The organism is Pseudoclavibacter sp. VKM Ac-2888, from assembly GCF_015351285.1.
Taxonomy (GTDB): domain Bacteria; phylum Actinomycetota; class Actinomycetes; order Actinomycetales; family Microbacteriaceae; genus Pseudoclavibacter.
The window spans coordinates 1,653,678-1,674,581 of record NZ_JADKSM010000001.1 but is presented as its reverse complement, the minus strand read 5'-3'; the positions used below and the strand labels follow the sequence as shown (position 1 = coordinate 1,674,581).

Genomic DNA, 20,904 nt, shown 5'->3' with positions numbered 1-20,904 from the left:
CCCCAGATCCCCTTCCCAGTCCACAGCCCAGATGAATCCGACAAGGAGCGTTTATGACTGAGTACATCGACCCGACAGTCCCATCGACCGAGACCAACGGCTCGCCCACCGAGAGCGACCGCAACTCCCTCAGCGCCGGAGCAGACGGCCCCCTGATGCTCCACGACGTGCGCCTCGTCGAGACGCTCGCGAGCTTCAACCGCGAGCGCACCCCGGAGCGCAACCCGCACGCCAAGGGTGCCGGCGCGTTCGGCACGTTCACGGTGACGGAAGACGTGTCGCAGTACACGCGTGCCGCCGTCTTCCAGCAGGGCGCCGAGAGCGAGACGCTCCTCCGCTTCTCGACCGTCGCCGGCGAGCAAGGCTCCCCTGACACGTGGCGCGACGTTCGTGGCTTCTCGCTTCGCTTCTACACGAGTGAGGGCAACCTCGACATCGTCGGCAACAACACGCCGGTCTTCTTCCTCCGCGACCCGATGAAGTTCCCGCACTTCATCCGCTCGCAGAAGCGCCTCCCTGACTCCGGACTCCGCGACAACAGCATGCAGTGGGACTTCTGGACCCTCAACCCGGAGACCGCCCACCAGGTGACCTACCTCATGGGAGACCGCGGACTCCCGCAGTCCTGGCGGCACATGAACGGCTACGGCTCGCACACCTACGCGTGGATCAACGCGGCAGGCGAGCGCTTCTGGGTGAAGTACCACTTCATCTCCGAGCAGGGCGTCGAGGTGCTCTCGAACGATGAGGCGGAGAAGCTCGCCGGCTCGGACGCCGAGTTCCACCGCCGCGATCTCTTCGACGCGATCGGCCGCAAGGACTTCCCACGCTGGAAGCTGAGCGTGCAGGTCATGCCCTTCGAGGAGGCCAAGACGTACCGCATCAACCCCTTCGACCTGACGAAGGTGTGGCCGCACGCCGACTACCCGCTCATCCCGGTCGGAACGCTCGAGTTGAACCGCAACCCGGAGAACTTCTTCGCGCAGATCGAGCAGGCTGCGTTCTCCCCGTCGAACCAGGTGCCGGGAACCGGCATCTCGCCGGACAAGATGCTCCTCGGCCGCGTCTTCGCGTACCCGGATGCGCAGCGGGCGCGCATCGGCACCAACTACCAGCAGCTCGACGTGAACCGGCCGAAGAACGCGACGAACTCGTACACGTTCGACGGCAACATGACGGTGTCGCACTCCGGTGCGGCTCCCGTCTACGCGCCGAACTCGTTCGGTCGCCCCTACGCGGACCAGACGGGCCCGGTCGAGAACTCGTGGGAGACCGACGGCGATCTCGTGCGCAGCGCGTACACGCTCCGCCAGGACGACGACGACTTCTCGCAGGCCGGCACGCTCATCCGCGAGGTCTACTCGCCGGAGCAGCGTGACCGCCTCGTGGAGACCGTGGCGGGAGCCCTCGAGACGGTTGTCGAGCCCGTCCGCTCGAACGCCTTCCAGTATTGGACGAACATCGACGCCGAGACGGGTGCGCGCATCCGCGCTGCCGTCGAGGCGAACGCCGTGGACACCGACCCGGCACCCGTGGGCGTCGGCCACTAGCCACTGACCCGCAGAGACAGGCGTGCCCCCTCGAGAGCTTCTCGAGGGGGCACGCCTTTCGTGATGGAGCCGAGGGTCAGGATGCTCGCCAGTATCCGCAGTTGCGGGACTCGAAGGTGCTGTCGCTCGCGTCGATCGTCACGACGATCTCTGCCTGGGGCTTGTCGTAGGACGACTCGATCCACTCGCCCTTGGCGTCGTAGCGGAACCAGCGGCAGGTGTCGCTCGGCATCTCCGGCTTGTACGTGCCCGGCTTGATGTCGCTGCCGACCTTCCAGACGCCATCGTTGAATCGCGTGCCGTCGATGCCTGCCTTCACGTTCGCCTCATAGGTGCTGAGCGAGGTCTTGGTCGGGTCTGCATCAGGGTGATCTGGGCACAGGATGAGCGCGGCCGCGATCTGCGATGCCTGCTCATCGTTGGAGATGCCTGGCGAGACCGCGAAGTAGAAGCCGGGGGTCGCGCAGAGCGCGTAGACGTCCGCAAGACGGACGTCGTCGGCGCCCGCCTCCTCCTTGGCGTCATCGGTGGCGGCCTGCCCGAGGGCATCGAGCGCCTTCTGCTCGGTCTCCGTGAAGGTCGTCCCACCGTTGGACTTGCCTGTGCAGCGCGTCACGTCATCGCCGAGCGCCCAGATCTCCGCGAGATCGGAGGGTGCTTCGGTGAAGCTCCGTGAGTCGGCCATCCTGCACGAGTAGGTGACGGCGAAGGCCGCGGAGCCGGAGGATGTGGCCGACGGTGGCTCGCCTGGTCCCGAGGGTGTCTCCGCCGAGGAGGTGGAGGTCGCCTCGACCTCAGGGGGCTGGCCGCCCGTCGCCTGGTTGACGAGGGCGCATCCCGAGAGGAGGAAGAGGGCGGTGAGCGCGAGCGCCGACGAGCGCATGAGCTTCTTCACGGGGGTCTCCTTCGATGCGGGGCTTGGCGCGTCCGGGGCCAGCGGGTCGCTTCCTCGCGACCCGACGGAGCCGATCTGCTGGAAGACACGCTAACGGAACAGGACCATCCGGCGTGCATGCGGGGGAGTACTCCCCGCATCCGCGGCCGTGTCTGCGCACGCGCGTTCCTGGCGATGAGCGTGGCAGCGAGCGTCGCGAGAGCAGTGGGGGCAGCGGCACGAATGCCACTGCCCCCACTGCCCTCACTGCGACGAATGCGGTGCTCGTCGAGCCGCCGCTACGCGTCGCGGCGGCGTGCGAGCGCCAGGGCTCCGAGCGCGAGTGCCGCGAGGGCGGTCAGCGTGGCGATGACGAGATCCTCTGTGCCCGTCGTCGCGAGCGTCGTGCCACCTTCCTGGCCCTTCGCGCCGCTTCCGCCGGTCGAAGCGCCGTCCGAGCCCGTGGCCGTGCCTGGCGTCGTCGTGGTGCTCGGGGCCTCCGTGGCGACGGGCGTCTCCGTGGTGATAGGCGTCTCCGTGGGGCCAGCAGTCTCCGTGGGGTCGGGCGTCGCGAGCGGGGCGCACGCGAGGGCGCCCTGCTTGAGGGCGTCCGACTGCACCCCGTCCTCGAGCCAGTACGCAGCACGGGTGCCGTCGAGGCAGGTCTCGTTCGCAGCGATCGCGAAGCCCTCGTTGTTGGTGTCCGGCAGGCCGGCCGGGCGTGCGACGCGCGTCACGGAGTAGCCGGCGGAGCCGTCTGCCGCACCGAACTGGAAGAGCGCGCTCGTTCCGCCGCACCCGTTGTCGCACATGCCCCACAGGGTCTGCGTCGACTCGTCGTAGTCGAGGGCCATGACGCCGCCCAGGCCCGACTCGAGCGTCGCGACGCGGGCGGCGGTCCCGTCATCGAAGAGCGCGTAGGCGTACACCCCGGCGGTCTCCTCGACGGCGACGAAGAACAGGCCGTCGGCGCCCGGGTAGTTCGCGGCGTCGTATGGCGCTCCCGTGCGCTCATCGAGCAGGCGCCCCTCCAGCTCGCTGTCCGCGACCCACTCGATGGCCTCGATGCCCGTGTTGGCACCGACCTGCGGCAGGCTGGAGGTGAGGTCCCACTCGGCGGCCGCGACCACGTCGGGACCGCTCGCGTCGACGAGGTCGACCTTGAGGATCGTGTTCTCGTTCGTCGGCTTGTCCGAGTTGTCGCGCTCCGAGCCGATGTAGACCGACTCGGGGTGCGCGGCCGAGACCGTCACGCCCTCGGCGTCCGGGCCCGCAGCAGCGGGGTTGCCCGCATCCGCCTGGAAGCGAACCCGCTTGGGCGCCTCCCAGCCGGCCGCCGGGGTGACGCCGCCGTCGACCGCGACGTCGAAGCGGTACAGTCCGCCCGTGCCGTTGTCGACAGCCCAGAGCGTGCTGCCTTCTGCGGAGTACTGGTACTCGAGGCCGGACATGTCCTCGCCGAGCATGACGTCGCTCGCGATGGGAGCCACCTCGGGGGAGCCCGTCCAGGGCTCGGGCGCGGGAGCCGTGGGAGCTGGCGTCTCGACGGGCACGTCGGAGCATGTGTTTAGTGCGCCCTTGGTCGATGCCGTCGTCGCGCGGAAGTCGCCGTCGCCGTCGGCGCAGCGGGCCCAGCTGACATCGGCGTGGTCGATCCAGGTGGTCGAGTCGAGGATCGTTCCGGCGGAGTCGGCGAGCGTGGCGCTGTCCCCGCTGCCCAGCCCGAAGCCGAGGCTGCTCTCCTCGTAGACGTAGAACTCGCCGGGCGCGAGCACGGTGGATGCGGGAGCGGGCGCAGGCGTGTGGTCCGCGTTGTCGTCCACGATCGTCCAGCCGGAGATGTCCACCGTCTCCGCGCTGCGGTTGTAGACCTCGACCCAGTCTCCGGGGGTGCCGCCGTTCGACTCGACCTCGTTGATGACCACGGGGGAGGTGGGGTCGACGCCGGCGAAGAGGTTCTCGGTTCCCTTGGTGGGCTCCGAGGTCTCCGTGAAGGCGCCGGTGCCGTTCGGGGAGCGGCCGTAGCTGGTCGCCGCGTGCTGGGTCCAGGTGTGCTCGTCCACGAGCGTGGTCCCGTCCGGCGCGAAGAGCATGGCGCTGTCGCCACCGCCCAGGCCGAAGGCGAAGTCGGCCTCCTCGATGACGAGGTAGTCGCCGGGCTGCAGGGTCGTGCCGTCCGCCAGCGTGTAGCGGTGCGTGGCGTCCTCTGGGGAGTTGTCGGTGAGGACGTAGCCGCTCAGGTCGATGGCGCCGATGCCCGGGTTGAAGAGCTCGACCCAGTCGCCCGGCTCGCCACCGGAGGATTCGACCTCGTTGATGACGACGCCGGTCGGGTGAGGTGCGGGGGTGGTGGCCGCGTTCGCCGACATGGGAACTGCCAGGGCCGCACCTCCGCCGATGATGGCGGCGACGAAGGCCGCCAGGGTGATTCGTTGTGCTTGCACGCACGCGCTCCTCTGCGCTCGGGAATGAAGCGAAGTGCGCTCGGGGCGAGCGCCAGCGCCTCGCCCATGGAAGCGGGAGCGGGTGCCGTAGCGGTAGCTGGCACCTGAACGGCAGGAGAACGCCGAAGCGCCGGCCTCCGTGCGGAGGTCGGCGCTTCGAGGTGAACTACGGCGCGGTCAGGCGGCTTCGTAGGTGAGGCAGTCGGCGGCATCGCTGCCCTGCGCGCCCACCCGGATCGCAGGAGCGGTGCAGGTGAGGTCCTTGTTGAAGCGGCAGTCGGTCGACTGGCAGGCGCCGACGCCGGCGATGACCTTGTCGAGGCCGCCCTTGCGGTCCAGCGGGATGAACGTGGCGCAGCCCTCGTGGCCGTCGATGGTCACCGCGGGAGCGTGGCAGCCGTCGTGGTTGAACGAGCAGCCGGCAACTGAACAGGTGCTGACGTTGGGGAGATCGAGCAGTGTCATGGTGTGCCTCCGATGTTGGGTTGCTCCCACGGTAGGAGCCGGAGAGGCCGGTACTCAAGCCGACACTGGACTCTGCGGCACCTTTCTGATAAGGCCAGGGTCCCCTTGCTGAGCAGAGCCTTGCCTGTCTCGGGTGGGTGAGTTCGGAGGCGAACGAACGTCGTCGGACAGCGCGTTATACCTGAGAATCCAGATTGAGGCAAGGTCGGGGTAGACATACCACCAAACGGCGCATACACTCGATGTTTGCGCTTCGTCTCACCATGCCTTCATATTGCGGTCGGCCTGGCAGTGCTTCTCTCACCAACTTCTTCGCGGGTCTTCATCGACTGCGTCCGTTGGCGATGGGCACGCCTTGTACATCGTGAAACGTGGCGGAACCTCACCGACGACACTACTGGCATCTCGCGCAATCCGCGGGATCGTGGAGGGAACTTCCTTGGCTGCTGCGCGCAACGCATCTCCGACGCCTACGACCGGTCGGAATGCACGCCGACTCTCATTCGCGAAGATCAGCGACACACTCGATGTCCCAGATCTTCTCGCCCTGCAAACCGAATCCTTCGACTGGCTCGTCGGCAACGACGCCTGGAAGCAGCGCCTCGCTCAGGCGCAGGCTGAAGGCCGCACCGACGTCGCTCTCCGTTCGGGCCTCGACGAGATCTTCGAAGAGATCTCTCCCATCGAGGACCTCGGCGAGACGATGCAGCTGAGCTTCACCAACCCGTACCTCGAGCCCGAGAAGTACTCCCTCGAGGAGTGCAAGGAGCGCGGCAAGACGTACTCCGCGCCTCTGTACGTCGAGGCCGAGTTCATGAACCACCAGACGCTCGAGATCAAGACCCAGACGGTCTTCATGGGCGACTTCCCGCTCATGACGAGCAAGGGAACGTTCATCATCAACGGCACCGAGCGTGTCGTCGTCTCGCAGCTCGTCCGCAGCCCGGGCGTCTACTTCGAGCGCACCCCCGAGAAGACCAGCGACAAGGACGTCTTCTCGGCCCGCATCATCCCGAGCCGCGGAGCCTGGCTCGAGTTCGAGATCGACAAGCGCGACCAGGTCGCCGTTCGCATCGACCGCAAGCGCAAGCAGTCGGTCACCGTCTTCATGAAGGCCCTCGGCCTCACGACGGAGGAGATCCGCGAGCAGTTCGCCGGATACGAGTCCATCGAGCTCACGCTCGAGAAGGACGACATCCGCACCAAGGAAGATGCCCTCAAGGACATCTACCGCAAGCTGCGTCCGGGCGAGCAGGTCGCGACGGAAGCCGCGCGTGCGCTCCTCGACAACTTCTACTTCAACTCGAAGCGCTACGACCTCGCGAAGGTCGGTCGCTACAAGATCAACCGCAAGCTCGGCATCGAGTCCGCGATCAGCGAGTCGGTCCTGACCGTCGAGGACATCGTCTCGACGATCAAGTACCTCGTCGCGCTGCACGCCGGTGACGAGAAGTTCGATGGCAAGCGCGGCGGCGAGCCGGCAGACATCCGCCTCGACGTCGACGACATCGACCACTTCGGCAACCGTCGCATCCGCGCCGTCGGCGAGCTCATCCAGTCGCAGGTCCGCACGGGCCTCAGCCGCATGGAGCGCGTCGTCCGCGAGCGCATGACGACGCAGGAGATCGAGGCGATCACGCCGCAGACCCTGATCAACGTGCGCCCCGTCGTCGCTGCGATCAAGGAGTTCTTCGGAACGTCCCAGCTCTCGCAGTTCATGGACCAGAACAACCCGCTCGCGGGTCTCACGCACAAGCGTCGCCTCTCGGCCCTCGGGCCCGGCGGTCTCTCGCGTGAGCGTGCCGGCGTCGAGGTTCGTGACGTCCACCCGTCCCACTACGGACGCATGTGCCCCATCGAGACGCCTGAAGGCCCGAACATCGGCCTCATCGGCTCGCTGGCGACGTTCGCGCGCATCAACGCGTTCGGCTTCATCGAGACGCCGTACCGCCGTGTCGTCGAGACCAAGGTCACGGAGCAGGTCGACTACCTGACCGCGTCCGAGGAAGACGAGTACGTCGTCGCGCAGGCCAACGCTCCCATCGGGGCAGACGGCCACTTCGTCGAGGACGAGGTTCTCGTCCGACGCAAGGGCGGCGAGGTCGAGCTCGTGCCAGCCGGCGAGGTCAACTACATGGACGTCTCGCCGCGCCAGATGGTGTCGGTCGCGACGAGCCTGATCCCGTTCCTCGAGCACGACGACGCGAACCGCGCCCTCATGGGCGCCAACATGCAGCGTCAGGCCGTCCCGCTCGTTCGCAGCGAGAGCCCTGTCGTCGGAACCGGTATGGAGGGCTTCGCGGCCATCGACGCCGGTGACGTCATCACGGCGAACCGCGCAGGTGTCGTGCAGTCGGTCTCGGCCGACCACGTCGTCCTGCAGCTCGACGAGGGTGGAACCGAGTCCTACTTCCTCCGCAAGTTCGACCGCTCGAACCACGGCACCTGCTACAACCACCGTGTTGTCGTCTCGGCCGGCGAGCGCGTCGAAGAGGGAATGGTCATCGCGGATGGACCCGCGACGGAGAACGGCGAGCTCGCGCTCGGCAAGAACCTCCTCGTCGGCTTCATGCCGTGGGAAGGCCACAACTTCGAGGACGCCATGATCCTCAGCCAGAACCTGGTGAAGAACGACACGCTCTCCTCGATCCACATCGAGGAGTACGAGGTCGACGCTCGCGACACCAAGCTCGGCAAGGAAGAGATCACCCGCGACCTGCCCAACGTCTCGCCCGAGCTCCTGAAGGACCTCGACGAGCGCGGCATCATCCGCATCGGTGCAGAGGTCCAGCCTGGCGACATCCTCGTCGGCAAGGTCACGCCGAAGGGCGAGACCGAGCTCAGCGCAGAAGAGCGACTCCTCCGCGCGATCTTCAACGAGAAGAGCCGCGAAGTGCGCGACACCTCGCTCAAGGTTCCTCACGGTGAAGCCGGCACGATCATCCAGGTGAAGGTCTTCGACTCCGAGGAGGGCGACGACGAGCTCGGCTCGGGCGTCAACCAGCGCGTTGTCGTGTACATCGCCCAGGAGCGCAAGATCACCGAGGGCGACAAGCTCGCTGGCCGCCACGGCAACAAGGGCGTCATCGCGAAGATCCTGCCGGAAGAGGACATGCCGTTCCTCGCCGATGGAACTCCGCTCGACATCGTGCTCAACCCGCTCGGCATCCCGAAGCGCATGAACTTCGGTCAGGTGCTCGAGACGCACCTCGGCTGGGTCGCGAAGACCGGCTGGAAGATCGAGGGCGAGCCCGAGTGGGCGAAGAACCTCGTTCCCGAGGCCTACGAGGGAACGCCGGGCGTCAAGCTCGCAACCCCAGTCTTCGACGGCGCGACCGAGGAAGAGCTCACGGGCCTCCTCGACTCGACGCTCAAGACGCGCGACGGCGACCGCCTCATCAACTCGACCGGAAAGACCGTCCTGTTCGACGGCCGCTCCGGAGAGCCCTTCCCGGACCCGATCTCCGTCGGCTACATGTACATCCTGAAGCTGCACCACCTCGTGGATGACAAGATCCACGCGCGTTCGACGGGTCCGTACTCGATGATCACGCAGCAGCCACTCGGTGGTAAGGCGCAGTTCGGTGGACAGCGCTTCGGTGAGATGGAGGTGTGGGCGCTGTACGCATACGGTGCCGCGTACACGCTCCAGGAGCTCCTCACCATCAAGTCCGACGACATCGTCGGACGCGTCAAGGCCTACGAGGCCATCGTCAAGGGCGAGAACATCCAGGAGCCGGGTATCCCCGAGTCCTTCAAGGTTCTCCTCAAGGAGATGCAGTCGCTGTGCCTGAACGTCGAGGTCCTCTCGGCAGACGGAACAGCACTGAGCCTCCGCGACAACGACGACGAGGCCTACCGGGCCGCCGAAGAACTCGGCATCAACATCTCCAGCCGCTTCGAGTCCTCGTCCGTCGACGAGATCTAAGCCTCCCCGACACGACGAAGACTCATTCTTCACAAGGAGACAACAGCATTGTTGGATGCAACCAAGTTTGATGAACTGCGCATCGGCCTAGCCACGGCAGATGACATTCGCAAGTGGTCGTACGGCGAGGTCAAGAAGCCCGAGACCATCAACTACCGCACGCTCAAGCCCGAGAAGGACGGCCTGTTCGGCGAACAGATCTTCGGACCTTCCCGTGACTGGGAGTGCGCCTGCGGCAAGTACAAGCGCGTGCGCTTCAAGGGCATCGTCTGTGAGCGGTGCGGCGTCGAGGTCACGAAGTCGGCTGTGCGCCGCGAGCGCATGGGCCACATCGAGCTCGCAGCGCCCGTCACGCACATCTGGTACTTCAAGGGCGTTCCGAGCCGTCTCGGATACCTCCTCGACATGGCGCCGAAGGACCTCGAGAAGGTCATCTACTTCGCCGCGTACATGGTCATCTCCGTCGACACCGAGGGGCGTCGCGACGACCTCAGCGGTCTCGAGAGCGAGATGCGTCTTGAGCTCAAGAGCCTCAACGACCAGAAGGATGCGGCCATCGCGGCTCGCATGCTGCGGCTCGAGGAGGAGCTCGGTGCTCTCGAGGCAGAGGGTGCCAAGGCAGACCAGCTTCGCAAGACGAAGGACGCCGGCGAGAAGGAGATGGGTCAGCTCCGCAAGGGGTTCGACGAGGACATCACCCGCGTCGAGCGCGTCTTCGAGTCGTTCAAGAACCTGAAGGTCGGTGAGCTCAAGCCCGAGGACACCGACTTCCACGAGCTCGTCGACCGCTACGGCGACTACTTCGAGGCCTTCATGGGCGCGGAGTCGATCCAGAAGCGCCTGCAGAACTTCGACCTCAAGGCCGAAGGCGAGCTCCTGCGCACGCAGATCGCCGAGGGCAAGGGCCAGAAGAAGATCCGTGCCATCAAGCGACTCAAGGTCGTCTCGTCGTTCCTCGCGACGGGCAACAGCCCCGCCGCGATGGTCCTCGACGTCGTCCCGGTCATCCCGCCGGAGCTCCGCCCCATGGTGCAGCTCGACGGTGGCCGCTTCGCAACGAGCGACCTCAACGACCTCTACCGTCGTGTGATCAACCGCAACAACCGCCTCCGCCGCCTGCTCGACCTCGGTGCTCCCGAGATCATCGTGAACAACGAGAAGCGCATGCTCCAGGAGTCGGTCGACGCGCTGTTCGACAACGGTCGTCGTGGCCGCCCCGTCACGGGAACCGGCAACCGCGCTCTCAAGTCCCTCAGCGACATGCTGAAGGGCAAGCAGGGCCGCTTCCGCCAGAACCTCCTCGGAAAGCGCGTCGACTACTCGGGCCGTTCGGTCATCATCGTGGGCCCGCAGCTGCGCATGCACCAGTGCGGTCTCCCGAAGCAGATGGCGCTCGAGCTGTTCAAGCCGTACGTCATCAAGCGCCTGATCGACCTGCAGCACGCTTCCAACATCAAGGCAGCCAAGCGCGCCGTCGAGCGCGCGAAGCCCGAGGTGTGGGACGTCCTCGAAGAGGTCATCCGCGAGCGTCCCGTGCTGCTCAACCGCGCACCGACGCTGCACCGTCTGGGCATCCAGGCGTTCGAGCCGCTCCTCGTCGAGGGCAAGGCGATCCAGCTGCACCCGCTCGTCTGCGCGGCGTTCAACGCCGACTTTGACGGTGACCAGATGGCAGTCCACCTGCCCCTGTCGGTCGAGGCTCAGGCCGAGGCCCGCGTGCTCATGCTCGCGTCGAACAACATCCTCAAGCCGTCGGATGGCCGCCCCGTCACCCTGCCTTCGCAGGACATGGTCGCGGGTCTGTACCACCTGACGACGCTGCAGGACGATGTCGAGGGTGCTGGACGAGTCTTCTCGTCCACGGCCGAGGCGATCATGGCGTTCGACCAGGGCTCGCTCGACCTGAACGCGCCCATCAGGCTCCGCCTCACGGGCATCACGTTCGAAGAGGGCAAGGCTCCAGAGGGCTACGTGCAGGGAGAGACCGCGCTCGTCGAGACGACGCTCGGCCGCGCTCGCTTCAACGAGCTGCTTCCTTCCGACTACCCCTACGTCGAGGACACGATGACCAAGGGACGTCTGTCCGGTGTCGTCAACTACCTCGCTGAGCGGTACTCGAAGGACGAGGTCGCAGAGACCCTCGACCGCATCAAGGACTCCGGCTTCTACTGGGCGACCCGCTCGGGCATCTCGATCGCGCTGAGCGACCTCGTGACGCCCGATTCGAAGCGCGAGATCGTCGAGCGCACCGAGGCTGAGGTCGCCGAGCTGCGCAACGAGTGGCAGGTCATGGGTGCGATCTCCGAGCAGGAGTACCGCGAAGAGGTCATCAAGAAGTGGGAAGCTGCAACCGCGCTCGTCGCCGACGAGATGCAGGCGGCCTTCCCGTCGACCAACTCCATCCACCGCATGGTCACGGCAGGTGCAAACGGAAACTGGCTGCAGGTTCGCCAGATCGCCGGTATGCGTGGCCTGGTCGCCAACCCGAAGGGTGAGACCATTCCTCGCCCGATCGTGCACTCGTACCGCGAGGGCCTGACGGTTGCCGAGTACTTCATCTCGACCCACGGTGCCCGCAAGGGTCTGGCCGACACGGCTCTCCGTACGGCCGACTCCGGCTACCTGACGCGTCGACTCGTCGACGTCTCGCAGGACGTCATCATCCGTGAGGACGACTGCGGCACCGCACGTGGTCTCGACATCCAGATCGCCCACATCACCGATGGCGGCGAGATCGTCGTCGACGACAACGTGGAGAACGCGGTCTACGCCCGCAGCATCTCGGTCGACGCAGTCGACGCCGACGGCAACGTCGTCGCAGCTGCAGGCACCGACATGGGCGACGTCGTCATCGACCAGCTCATGGATGCGGGCATCACCGAGGTCAAGATCCGCTCTGTCCTCACGTGCGAGTCCAGCGTCGGCGTCTGCGCGGCGTGCTACGGCCGCTCGCTCGCCACGGGCAACCTCGTCGACATCGGCGAGGCGGTCGGCATCATCGCGGCACAGTCCATCGGCGAGCCGGGCACCCAGCTCACGATGCGTACCTTCCACTCCGGTGGTGTGTCGAGCGCCGGTGACATCACGCAGGGTCTGCCGCGTGTCCAGGAGCTCTTCGAGGCCCGCACCCCGAAGGGCGCATCGCCGCTCGCCGAGGCCGCTGGTCGCATCGAGATCCAGGACACCGACAAGTCGCGCAAGATCGTCCTCATCCCGGACAACGGCGACGAGCCGCACATCTACCCGGTGCTGAAGCGCGCTGAGCTCCTCGTCGAGGATGGCCAGCACGTCGAGCACGGCCAGCAGCTGCACGAGGGTCCCATCGACCCGAAGGACGTGCTGCGCGTCAAGGGTGCTCGCGAGGTGCAGAAGTACCTCGTCAGCGGTGTGCAGGGCGTCTACCGTTCGCAGGGTGTGCCGATTCACGACAAGCACATCGAGGTCATCGTTCGTCAGATGCTCCGGAAGATCACGGTCATCGACCACGGCGAGACCGACATGCTGCCGGGTGAGCTGGCTGATGGACAGCGCTTCGCTTCCATCAACCGCGCAGCCGTCATGTCTGGCCGCAAGCCCGCGACCGGCCGTCAGGAAGTCATGGGAATCACGAAGGCGTCGCTTGCGACCGAGTCGTGGCTCTCGGCGGCTTCGTTCCAGGAGACGACCCGCGTGCTCACGCAGGCCGCCATGGAAGCGACGACCGACCCGCTGGTCGGCCTGAAGGAGAACGTCATCATCGGACGCCTCATCCCGGCCGGTACTGGTCTCACCAAGTACCGCGAGATGTCGGTCGAGCCGACCGACGAGGCTCGCGCCGAGCGGTACCCGTTCGGTGCCGACGAGGGCAGCTTCGACGAGAACGACCTCACCTTCGTGGACTTCGAGGCCTTCTCGAGCGACGACTTCGGCGGATCCAACTTCAGCTAGTCACTCGCTCGCGTCGACTCGACGCAGCTCCAGCACGAACGCCCCCACCCGTCTCGGGTGGGGGCGTTCGTGCGTCTGCGGCTTGTCACCGACCCGATGCGTGCGGACGGCCCTAACGTTGGCCTCATGAGTGACGACACGCGCGCGCCTCGCCAGCCCTTCGATGACGGCCCGCAGCCGGAGGCCGGCGGAGGGACGGGCGAGCCCCGAGAGCTTCCGGACGCCCAGGACCAGCTGGAGGCCGCGCTTGCGCGCAGCCGAGGTATCGGCGAGGACGGCGACGTGCGCTCTGGCGACGTGCTCGCGGCGGACGACCTCGCGTTCGATGGGCGCGCTGAGGCACCGACCGATCCGGCGCTCGCCCCGCAGGACGACGTCGCGGTGGCATTCTCCGACCCGCTGGCCGCGGACGGCTCGACGGCTGCCGAGGCGGCAGACCCCAACGCCACGGTGGGCCTGGACCGCGAGGAGCTCGCAGCCGTGCTCGGCCACCAGCCTGATCGGGATGCCACTGAGCGACCTGCTGCGGAGTCTCACGCCGTCCCCGAGCAGACCGACGACGTCGACGTCGCCGCCCCGTCTCAGGATCTCGACCATGACATCTCGGAGCCGTCCGAGGCCGCTGATTCCGCGGACGTCCGCCCCGACGGCCGCGAGGGCCTCGTCGACTCGTACGGCTCCGTTCCCGTCGTCGACCGAGTGGTCGCCGAGGAGGATGATGCCGCCGACTTCCCGGTCACGGAGCCCGTGCCCGCACAGGAGCTGGCTGCCGACGCCATCGGCGCCGAATCCGTCGCCGCGATCACGGTGGACGCCGCCGGCTCGGCGACCGCCCCCGAGGACGAGCTCGACGCCCCGCGCCGGACCCTGGAGATCGACCGCACCGCTGCCCGCGTCGCGGCGGTGAACGCCGTCGCGCCTGTCGCCGCAGCAGCGCCCGACAGTGAACGAGCGGCTCAGAGGGATGCCGGCGATGCCGTGCAGGCGGAGGTCGTCGTCACGGAGACGGTGACCGAGCAGCTCGCCGACGACGGCGAGACGGTCGAGGCCGTCACCGTCACCGAGCGGGGCGATGTCGTGGAGGGCACCTCGGCCACGGACCCGGTTGTGCCCGCGGTGGCCGCAGAGACGTCAGGAGGGCTCGCTGAGGGTGACGGAGTCACGGAGGCAGACATCTCCTCGACCGAGGCTGAGGGCGACGCCACGGGCCCATCTGAGCGCCTGCGCGACGAGGGCGACGACGAGCGCGTCGCCGGAGCTGTCGCCACGTCGTCCTCGACGGACGACGCGACCTTCGCCCCGCTGCGTCTCTCTGCCCCCACGGACAGTGACGACCTCGCGCCCGTGAAGCCGAAGAAACGCGGGAACCGGATGTTCGCCGTGTTCGTCGCGCTGGTCGCGGCCGTGGTGTTCGCCGCCCTGTATCTGCTGGCCTTCGCTGTGCTGCGCACGGCGTTCAACACCGGCCTCGACCCGATCGGCGAGGCTTCGGAGTTCGCCATAACGGCGGCCTTCACGGTGCCGGTGACGGTCTTCGCCGCGTTCGGAGTCATCTGGGCGCTCATCGTGAATCGCGCTGGCTGGTGGGCCTACGTGCTCGGGGGCTTCCTCGCTGCCGCGCTTGTCGTCCTCGGCTACTACTTCGGTGCCGCGCTGCAGCAGCACCTCGCGGATGGGCTGCCGCTCACGAGCATCCGGATCGACGAGGTGATCGCGAAGTTCGGTGCCTCCGAGCACCTGCTCACGGCTCTGGTCGCGGCCATCGCGGCCCGGGAGGCCTTCACGTGGGTCGGAGGCATCGCGGCGGCACGCGGACGCCGGGTGTCCCGCGCGAACCGCAGGGCCAAGCTCAGCTACGAGAAGCGCATGGCCGATCGCGCCGCCGAGACCGCAGAGGCGAACGGAGCGGCAGAGTGAGCGATGGCACGCAGCTCCGACGGCTGACGCTGCCGAGCGAGGAGTTCCCCGCTTTCCCAGCTGTGTCCCTCGACGTCCCTGCCGGCTGGGAGCCGCTGCAGTGGGCGGGGTCGGTGCTCGGCGCCCGCCACCTGGTGGCGACCAACGGATTCAACCCGAACGTGCTGGTCACGATCGAGCGATGGCCTGGAACGATCTCGCCAGAGGATGCGCTCACCGTGCTCCGGCAGCGCATCACGCAGGGGGGTGGCAAGGAGCGATCCGCGGAGACGCTCGACCAGCCCCAGCTGTCCCACTACGTCGAGTCCACGCAGCGGGACCAGAGGCTGGGCGGACTCGAGGTCCGCTCGAAGATGGTGATCCTGCACCGTGGGCCCGTCACGGAGATCGTGACGGCTGTCGGGACGAGCACCGCAGGACAGTCGGCGCATATCGGCAAGGACATCGCTGGCATCGTCCGCGGCCTGCAGGTCGAGGTCACGTCCTGAGGAAGGCGGCTGCGAGCTCATGATCGAACGCTTCGATGCCGAGCTGCCGCCTGATCCCGGCTCCTCGTGGGGGAGGGCTGGGACGTGGGGTGCCGTCAGCGGCCTCGTGTTCGCGTCGCTCGTCATCGCGACGTGGGGATTCGTCTCCCTCGGCCTCGATCGGGACGTCATCGAGCTGCCAGGCGTCGGTGTCCTCGTGGCGCCATTGGCGGTGGCGGCCGCGACGGCCGTGGTCGCCCTCTCCGCGGCGGTTGCACTCCGCAGGAGGTTCCTCGGCAAGCCGGGTTCGCTCTGGCTGTCGCTTCCGGGCGGCCTGCTCGCCTGGCTCGCGTTCGCGATCATGGCCGGCATCGCGGTATCGAGCTCCCGGCCGGAGCCGGGGGCGTCGGATGCGATCTCCACGCTTCCAAGCCAGGTCGCCGTGGGCCTCTCCACGAGTCCGTTCGGGATCGCGATCGTGCCGCTCGCGATCATCGTGATCATCGCCGTCCTCCTCTCGACGGCACGTCCGTCCGGACGCGATCGGGGTGTGGCTTGACCCTGCAAAACTGACGGGGTAGGATTTTTCGGTGCGCGCGCCCTGTCGCGCCCAAAACCGTGCGAACGTTGAAACTGTGTAAAACCGCAGCTCAACGCGCAACTGTAAGCAACGCCAGTCGCCTCGACTGCCACCGCTTCACCAACCAGCGATACCAGAGATTTTGTACCGCCGGTCGGTTATCAAGAGGCAAACAGTGCCTCGTAGGCACAGGAATCGTGCTTACCACGATCACGCAGTACAAAACCAAGGAGATTATTCGTGCCAACAATTCAGCAGTTGGTCCGCAAGGGCCGCCGCCCCAAGGCGTCGGCGTCCAAGACGCCAGCCCTGAAGGCCAACCCTCAGCAGCGCGGGGTTTGCACCCGCGTCTACACGACGACGCCTAAGAAGCCGAACTCGGCGCTCCGCAAGGTTGCCCGTGTCAAGCTGTCGAACGGCACCGAGGTGACCGCCTACATCCCAGGTGAGGGCCACAACCTCCAGGAGCACTCGATGGTGCTCGTCCGTGGCGGCCGTGTGAAGGACCTCCCGGGTGTGCGGTACAAGATCGTCCGCGGTGCACTCGACACCCAGGCAGTGAAGAACCGCAAGCAGGCTCGCAGCCGTTACGGCGCGAAGATGGAGAAGAAGTAATGCCACGTAAGGGTCCAGCCCCCAAGCGCCCCGTGGTCGCCGACCCCGTGTACGGCGCCCCCATCGTCAGCCAGCTCGTCAACAAGATCCTTCTTGATGGCAAGAAGGGCCTCGCCGAGCGCATCGTCTACGACGCACTCGAGGGTGTCGCTGCCAAGTCCGAGCTCGACGCAGTCGCGACTCTGAAGAAGGCGCTCGACAACGTGCGCCCCACGCTCGAGGTTCGCTCGCGCCGCGTCGGTGGCTCGACCTACCAGGTCCCGGTCGAGGTCAAGCCTCACCGCGCCAACACGCTCGCTCTCCGCTGGCTCACGAGCTACGCGAAGAACCGTCGCGAGAAGTCGATGACCGAGCGCCTCACGAACGAGATCCTCGACGCATCCAACGGCCTCGGCGCCGCGGTGAAGCGCCGTGAAGACACGCACAAGATGGCCGAGTCGAACAAGGCCTTCGCGCACTACCGCTGGTAACCCAGCAGCTGGTAGCCCTCACCACTCTCGCTTCAATCCTTTCGGAGGACACCCGTGGCACAGGACGTGCTTACTGACCTGAACAAGGTCCGCAACATCGGCATCATGGCGCACATCGATGCTGGCAAGACGACAACCACCGAGCGCATCCTGTTCTACACCGGTGTCAACCACAAGCTCGGCGAGACGCATGACGGCGCCTCGACGACGGACTGGATGGAGCAGGAGCAGGAGCGTGGCATCACGATCACCTCCGCTGCTGTGACGTCGTTCTGGAAGAAGAACCAGATCAACATCATCGACACGCCTGGTCACGTCGACTTCACCGTCGAGGTGGAGCGTTCGCTCCGCGTCCTCGACGGTGCCGTCGCCGTGTTCGACGGCAAGGAGGGCGTTGAGCCCCAGTCGGAGACCGTCTGGCGTCAGGCTGACAAGTACGACGTCCCGCGCATCTGCTTCGTCAACAAGATGGACAAGCTCGGCGCCGACTTCTACTTCACGGTCGACACGATCATCAACCGCCTCGGCGCGAAGCCGCTCGTCATCCAGCTCCCCATCGGCGCTGAGAACGACTTCATCGGCGTCGTCGACCTGGTCGAGATGAACGCCAAGGTCTGGCCGAGCGACTCCAAGGGTGACACCACCCTGGGTGCTGCGTACGAGACCCAGGAGATCCCGGAAGACCTCAAGGAGCGCGCCGAGGAGTACCGCACGAAGCTGCTCGAGGCCGTCGCCGAGACCGACGACGCGCTCATGGAGCGCTTCTTCGCCGGCGAGGAGATCTCGATTCCCGAGATCAAGGCAGCCATCCGCAAGCTCACCGTCACGAGCGAGATGTACCCGGTGCTCTGCGGCTCCGCGTTCAAGAACCGCGGCGTCCAGCCGATGCTCGATGCCGTCGTCGACTACCTCCCGTCGCCGCTCGACGTTCCTGCCGTCATCGGCATGAACCCGCGTGACGAGTCGGAGGAGCTCACGCGTCGTCCGAGCGCCGACGAGCCCTTCGCGGCTCTCGCGTTCAAGATCGCCGTGCACCCGTTCTTCGGTCGCCTCATCTACACGCGCGTCTACTCGGGACACGTCCCGTCCGGCGCGCAGGTCGTGAACTCCTCGAAGGGCAAGAAGGAGCGCATCGGGAAGATCTTCCAGATGCACGCCAACAAGGAGAACCCGGTCGAGTCGATGACCGCTGGACACATCTACGCCGTCATCGGCCTCAAGGACACCATGACCGGTGACACCCTGAGCGACCCTGACAAGCAGATCGTCCTCGAGTCGATGACCTTCCCGGACCCCGTCATCGAGGTCGCGATCGAGCCGAAGACCAAGGCCGACCAGGAGAAGCTCGGAACGGCTATCCAGAAGCTGGCCGAGGAAGACCCGACGTTCCGCGTCATGCTCGACCAGGAGACCGGTCAGACGGTCATCAAGGGCATGGGCGAGCTGCACCTCGACATCCTCGTCGACCGCATGAAGCGCGAGTTCAAGGTCGAGGCGAACGTGGGCAAGCCCCAGGTCGCCTACCGCGAGACGCTCACGAAGGTCGTCGAGAAGTTCGACTACACCCACAAGAAGCAGACGGGTGGCTCCGGCCAGTTCGCCAAGATCCAGATCAAGCTCGAGCCGCTTGAGATGGACGCGGAGAAGACCTACGAGTTCGTGAACGCCGTCACCGGTGGTCGCGTGCCTCGTGAGTACATCCCTTCCGTGGATGCTGGCATCCAGGACGCCATGCAGGTCGGCGTCCTCGCCGGCTACCCGATGGTCGGCGTCAAGGCGTCGCTCCTCGATGGTGCTGCCCACGACGTCGACTCCTCGGAGATGGCGTTCAAGATCGCGGGCTCGATCGCGTTCAAGGAAGCAGCCCCCAAGGCCGGTCCCGTCATCCTCGAGCCGCTCATGTCGGTCGAGGTCCGTACTCCTGAGGAGTACATGGGCGACGTGATCGGCGACCTGAACTCCCGCCGCGGCCAGATCCAGTCGATGGAAGATGCCAGTGGCGTGAAGGTAGTGCGTGCACTCGTACCGCTGTCGGAGATGTTCGGATACATCGGTGACCTCCGCAGCAAGACCTCTGGTCGCGCTGTGTACTCGATGACGTTCGAAACCTACTCCGAGGTCCCCAAGGCCGTTGCCGAGGAGATCATCCAGAAGAACCGGGGCGAATAAGCCTCTACCGGCTCGGGTGACGCAGCGCGTCGCCCGAGCGGGTAACATTCATCACTGAAAACCCGGAAGTCCTTCTGCATCATTGGCGGATGGACACCAACGACGTCCTAGGAGGACCACAGTGGCCAAGGCCAAGTTCGAGCGGACCAAGCCGCACGTAAACATCGGAACGATCGGTCACGTCGACCACGGCAAGACCACGCTCACCGCAGCGATCTCGAAGGTGCTTGCTGACAAGTACCCTTCGGCGACCAACGTGCAGCGTGACTTCGCGTCGATCGACTCCGCTCCGGAAGAGCGTCAGCGCGGTATCACGATCAACATCTCCCACGTCGAGTACGAGACGCCCAAGCGTCACTACGCTCACGTCGATGCTCCGGGTCACGCCGACTACATCAAGAACATGATCACGGGCGCTGCGCAGATGGATGGCGCAATCCTCGTGGTCGCCGCAACCGACGGCCCCATGGCTCAGACGCGTGAGCACGTGCTGCTCGCCAAGCAGGTCGGCGTGCCGTACCTGGTCGTCGCGCTGAACAAGGCCGACATGGTTGACGACGAGGAGATCCTGGAGCTCGTCGAGCTCGAGGTTCGCGAGCTCCTCTCCAGCCAGGACTACCCCGGCGACGACGCTCCTGTCGTCCAGGTCTCCGGCCTCAAGGCGCTTGAGGGCGACGAGGCTTGGGCCGAGAAGATCGTCGAGCTCATGCAGGCTGTCGACGACAACGTGCCGGAGCCCGTCCGCGACAAGGACAAGCCGTTCCTCATGCCCGTCGAGGACGTCTTCACGATCACCGGTCGTGGAACCGTCGTCACGGGTCGCGCCGAGCGTGGCACGCTCGCCATCAACTCGGACGTCGAGATCGTCGGACTCCGTCCGACCGTCAAGACGACCGTCACGGGTATCGAGATGTTCCACAAGCAGCTCGACGAGGCGTGGGCCGGTGAGAACTGTGGTCTTCTCCTTCGTGGCACCAAGCGTGAGGACGTCGAGCGCGGTCAGGTCATCGTCGCTCCCGGTTCCGTCACGCCGCACACGAACTTCGAGGGAACTGCCTACATCCTCTCGAAGGACGAGGGTGGCCGTCACAACCCGTTCTTCACGAACTACCGCCCGCAGTTCTACTTCCGCACCACGGACGTGACCGGCGTCATCACCCTGCCCGAGGGCAAGGAAATGATCATGCCCGGTGACACCACGGACATGACGGTCGAGCTCATCCAGCCGATCGCCATGGAAGAGGGCCTCGGCTTCGCAATCCGTGAGGGTGGCCGCACGGTCGGCGCCGGCACGGTGACGAAGATCAACAAGTAAGCTTCCAGCTCACTTCGCAGTGGGGTCGGACCTTCGGGTCCGGCCCCATTTCGTGTTTTCATCCGTTTTCACGGAGTCGAGATGCGAGCTACACTCGTCTCTCGTGTGCCGGGTCGAAGCCTGCCCCTTCCCTGGCGCTGATCGGTCGCCTCCGCATCCCCAGCCGAGGGCCATCCATCGCCT

The 20,904-nt window shown here is 66.3% G+C and carries 13 protein-coding genes; 10 read left to right on the top strand and 3 right to left on the bottom strand.

What is annotated here, in order from left to right; genetic code table 11:
- Positions 1-53 precede the first annotated feature (53 nt).
- On the top strand, positions 54-1,550 hold the full coding sequence (locus ITJ61_RS08040) for a catalase (RefSeq protein WP_194685923.1): 1,497 nt from the start codon (positions 54-56) through the stop codon (positions 1,548-1,550).
- 76 nt (positions 1,551-1,626) lie between these two features.
- Here ITJ61_RS08040 and ITJ61_RS08035 read toward each other — a convergent pair whose 3' ends face one another.
- From ITJ61_RS08035 to ITJ61_RS08025, 3 genes are all read right to left on the bottom strand, one after another.
- Positions 1,627-2,445, bottom strand: a complete 819-nt coding sequence (locus ITJ61_RS08035) for a hypothetical protein (RefSeq protein WP_194685922.1) — start codon at positions 2,443-2,445, stop codon at positions 1,627-1,629.
- A 278-nt stretch (positions 2,446-2,723) separates the two neighbouring features.
- Positions 2,724-4,868: a lamin tail domain-containing protein gene (locus tag ITJ61_RS08030; RefSeq protein WP_194685921.1), complete on the bottom strand. Its 2,145-nt coding sequence runs from the start codon at positions 4,866-4,868 to the stop codon at positions 2,724-2,726.
- A gap of 177 nt (positions 4,869-5,045) precedes the next feature.
- Complete coding sequence (locus tag ITJ61_RS08025) at positions 5,046-5,333, bottom strand: DUF1540 domain-containing protein (RefSeq protein WP_104242700.1); 288 nt, start codon at positions 5,331-5,333, stop codon at positions 5,046-5,048.
- Between the two features lie 439 nt (positions 5,334-5,772).
- Here ITJ61_RS08025 and ITJ61_RS08020 point away from each other — a divergent pair, with 439 nt between their 5' ends.
- The 9 genes from ITJ61_RS08020 (at position 5,773) to tuf (ending at position 20,721) form a co-directional block, all read left to right on the top strand.
- Positions 5,773-9,261 (top strand): DNA-directed RNA polymerase subunit beta, encoded by a 3,489-nt coding sequence (locus ITJ61_RS08020; RefSeq protein WP_104242698.1) that lies wholly within the window; start codon positions 5,773-5,775, stop codon positions 9,259-9,261.
- 48 nt (positions 9,262-9,309) lie between these two features.
- On the top strand, positions 9,310-13,188 hold the full coding sequence (locus ITJ61_RS08015; RefSeq protein ID WP_104242696.1) for a DNA-directed RNA polymerase subunit beta': 3,879 nt from the start codon (positions 9,310-9,312) through the stop codon (positions 13,186-13,188).
- Between the two features lie 126 nt (positions 13,189-13,314).
- Positions 13,315-15,105, top strand: a complete 1,791-nt coding sequence (locus tag ITJ61_RS08010) for a hypothetical protein (RefSeq protein WP_194685920.1) — start codon at positions 13,315-13,317, stop codon at positions 15,103-15,105.
- Entirely contained in the window at positions 15,102-15,593 is a 492-nt protein-coding gene (locus ITJ61_RS08005; RefSeq protein WP_194685919.1) for a hypothetical protein, read from the top strand. The genes ITJ61_RS08010 and ITJ61_RS08005 overlap by 4 nt, the downstream gene beginning before the upstream one ends.
- Before the next feature lie 19 nt (positions 15,594-15,612).
- On the top strand, positions 15,613-16,131 hold the full coding sequence (locus ITJ61_RS08000; protein WP_194685918.1) for a hypothetical protein: 519 nt from the start codon (positions 15,613-15,615) through the stop codon (positions 16,129-16,131).
- 261 nt (positions 16,132-16,392) lie between these two features.
- A complete protein-coding gene (gene rpsL / locus ITJ61_RS07995; RefSeq protein ID WP_068479306.1) occupies positions 16,393-16,767 on the top strand; it encodes a 30S ribosomal protein S12 in 375 nt (124 codons plus the stop codon).
- Positions 16,767-17,237, top strand: coding sequence for a 30S ribosomal protein S7 (gene rpsG, locus ITJ61_RS07990; protein WP_068479304.1), 471 nt, complete (start codon positions 16,767-16,769; stop codon positions 17,235-17,237). Before rpsL ends, rpsG begins: the two co-directional genes overlap by 1 nt.
- A gap of 54 nt (positions 17,238-17,291) precedes the next feature.
- Entirely contained in the window at positions 17,292-19,406 is a 2,115-nt protein-coding gene (gene fusA / locus ITJ61_RS07985; protein WP_104242688.1) for an elongation factor G, read from the top strand.
- 121 nt (positions 19,407-19,527) lie between these two features.
- Positions 19,528-20,721 carry an elongation factor Tu gene (gene tuf / locus ITJ61_RS07980; protein WP_104242686.1) on the top strand — a complete coding sequence of 398 codons (1,194 nt, stop codon included), beginning with the start codon at positions 19,528-19,530 and terminating at the stop codon, positions 20,719-20,721.
- The last annotated feature ends 183 nt before the right edge of the window (positions 20,722-20,904 follow it).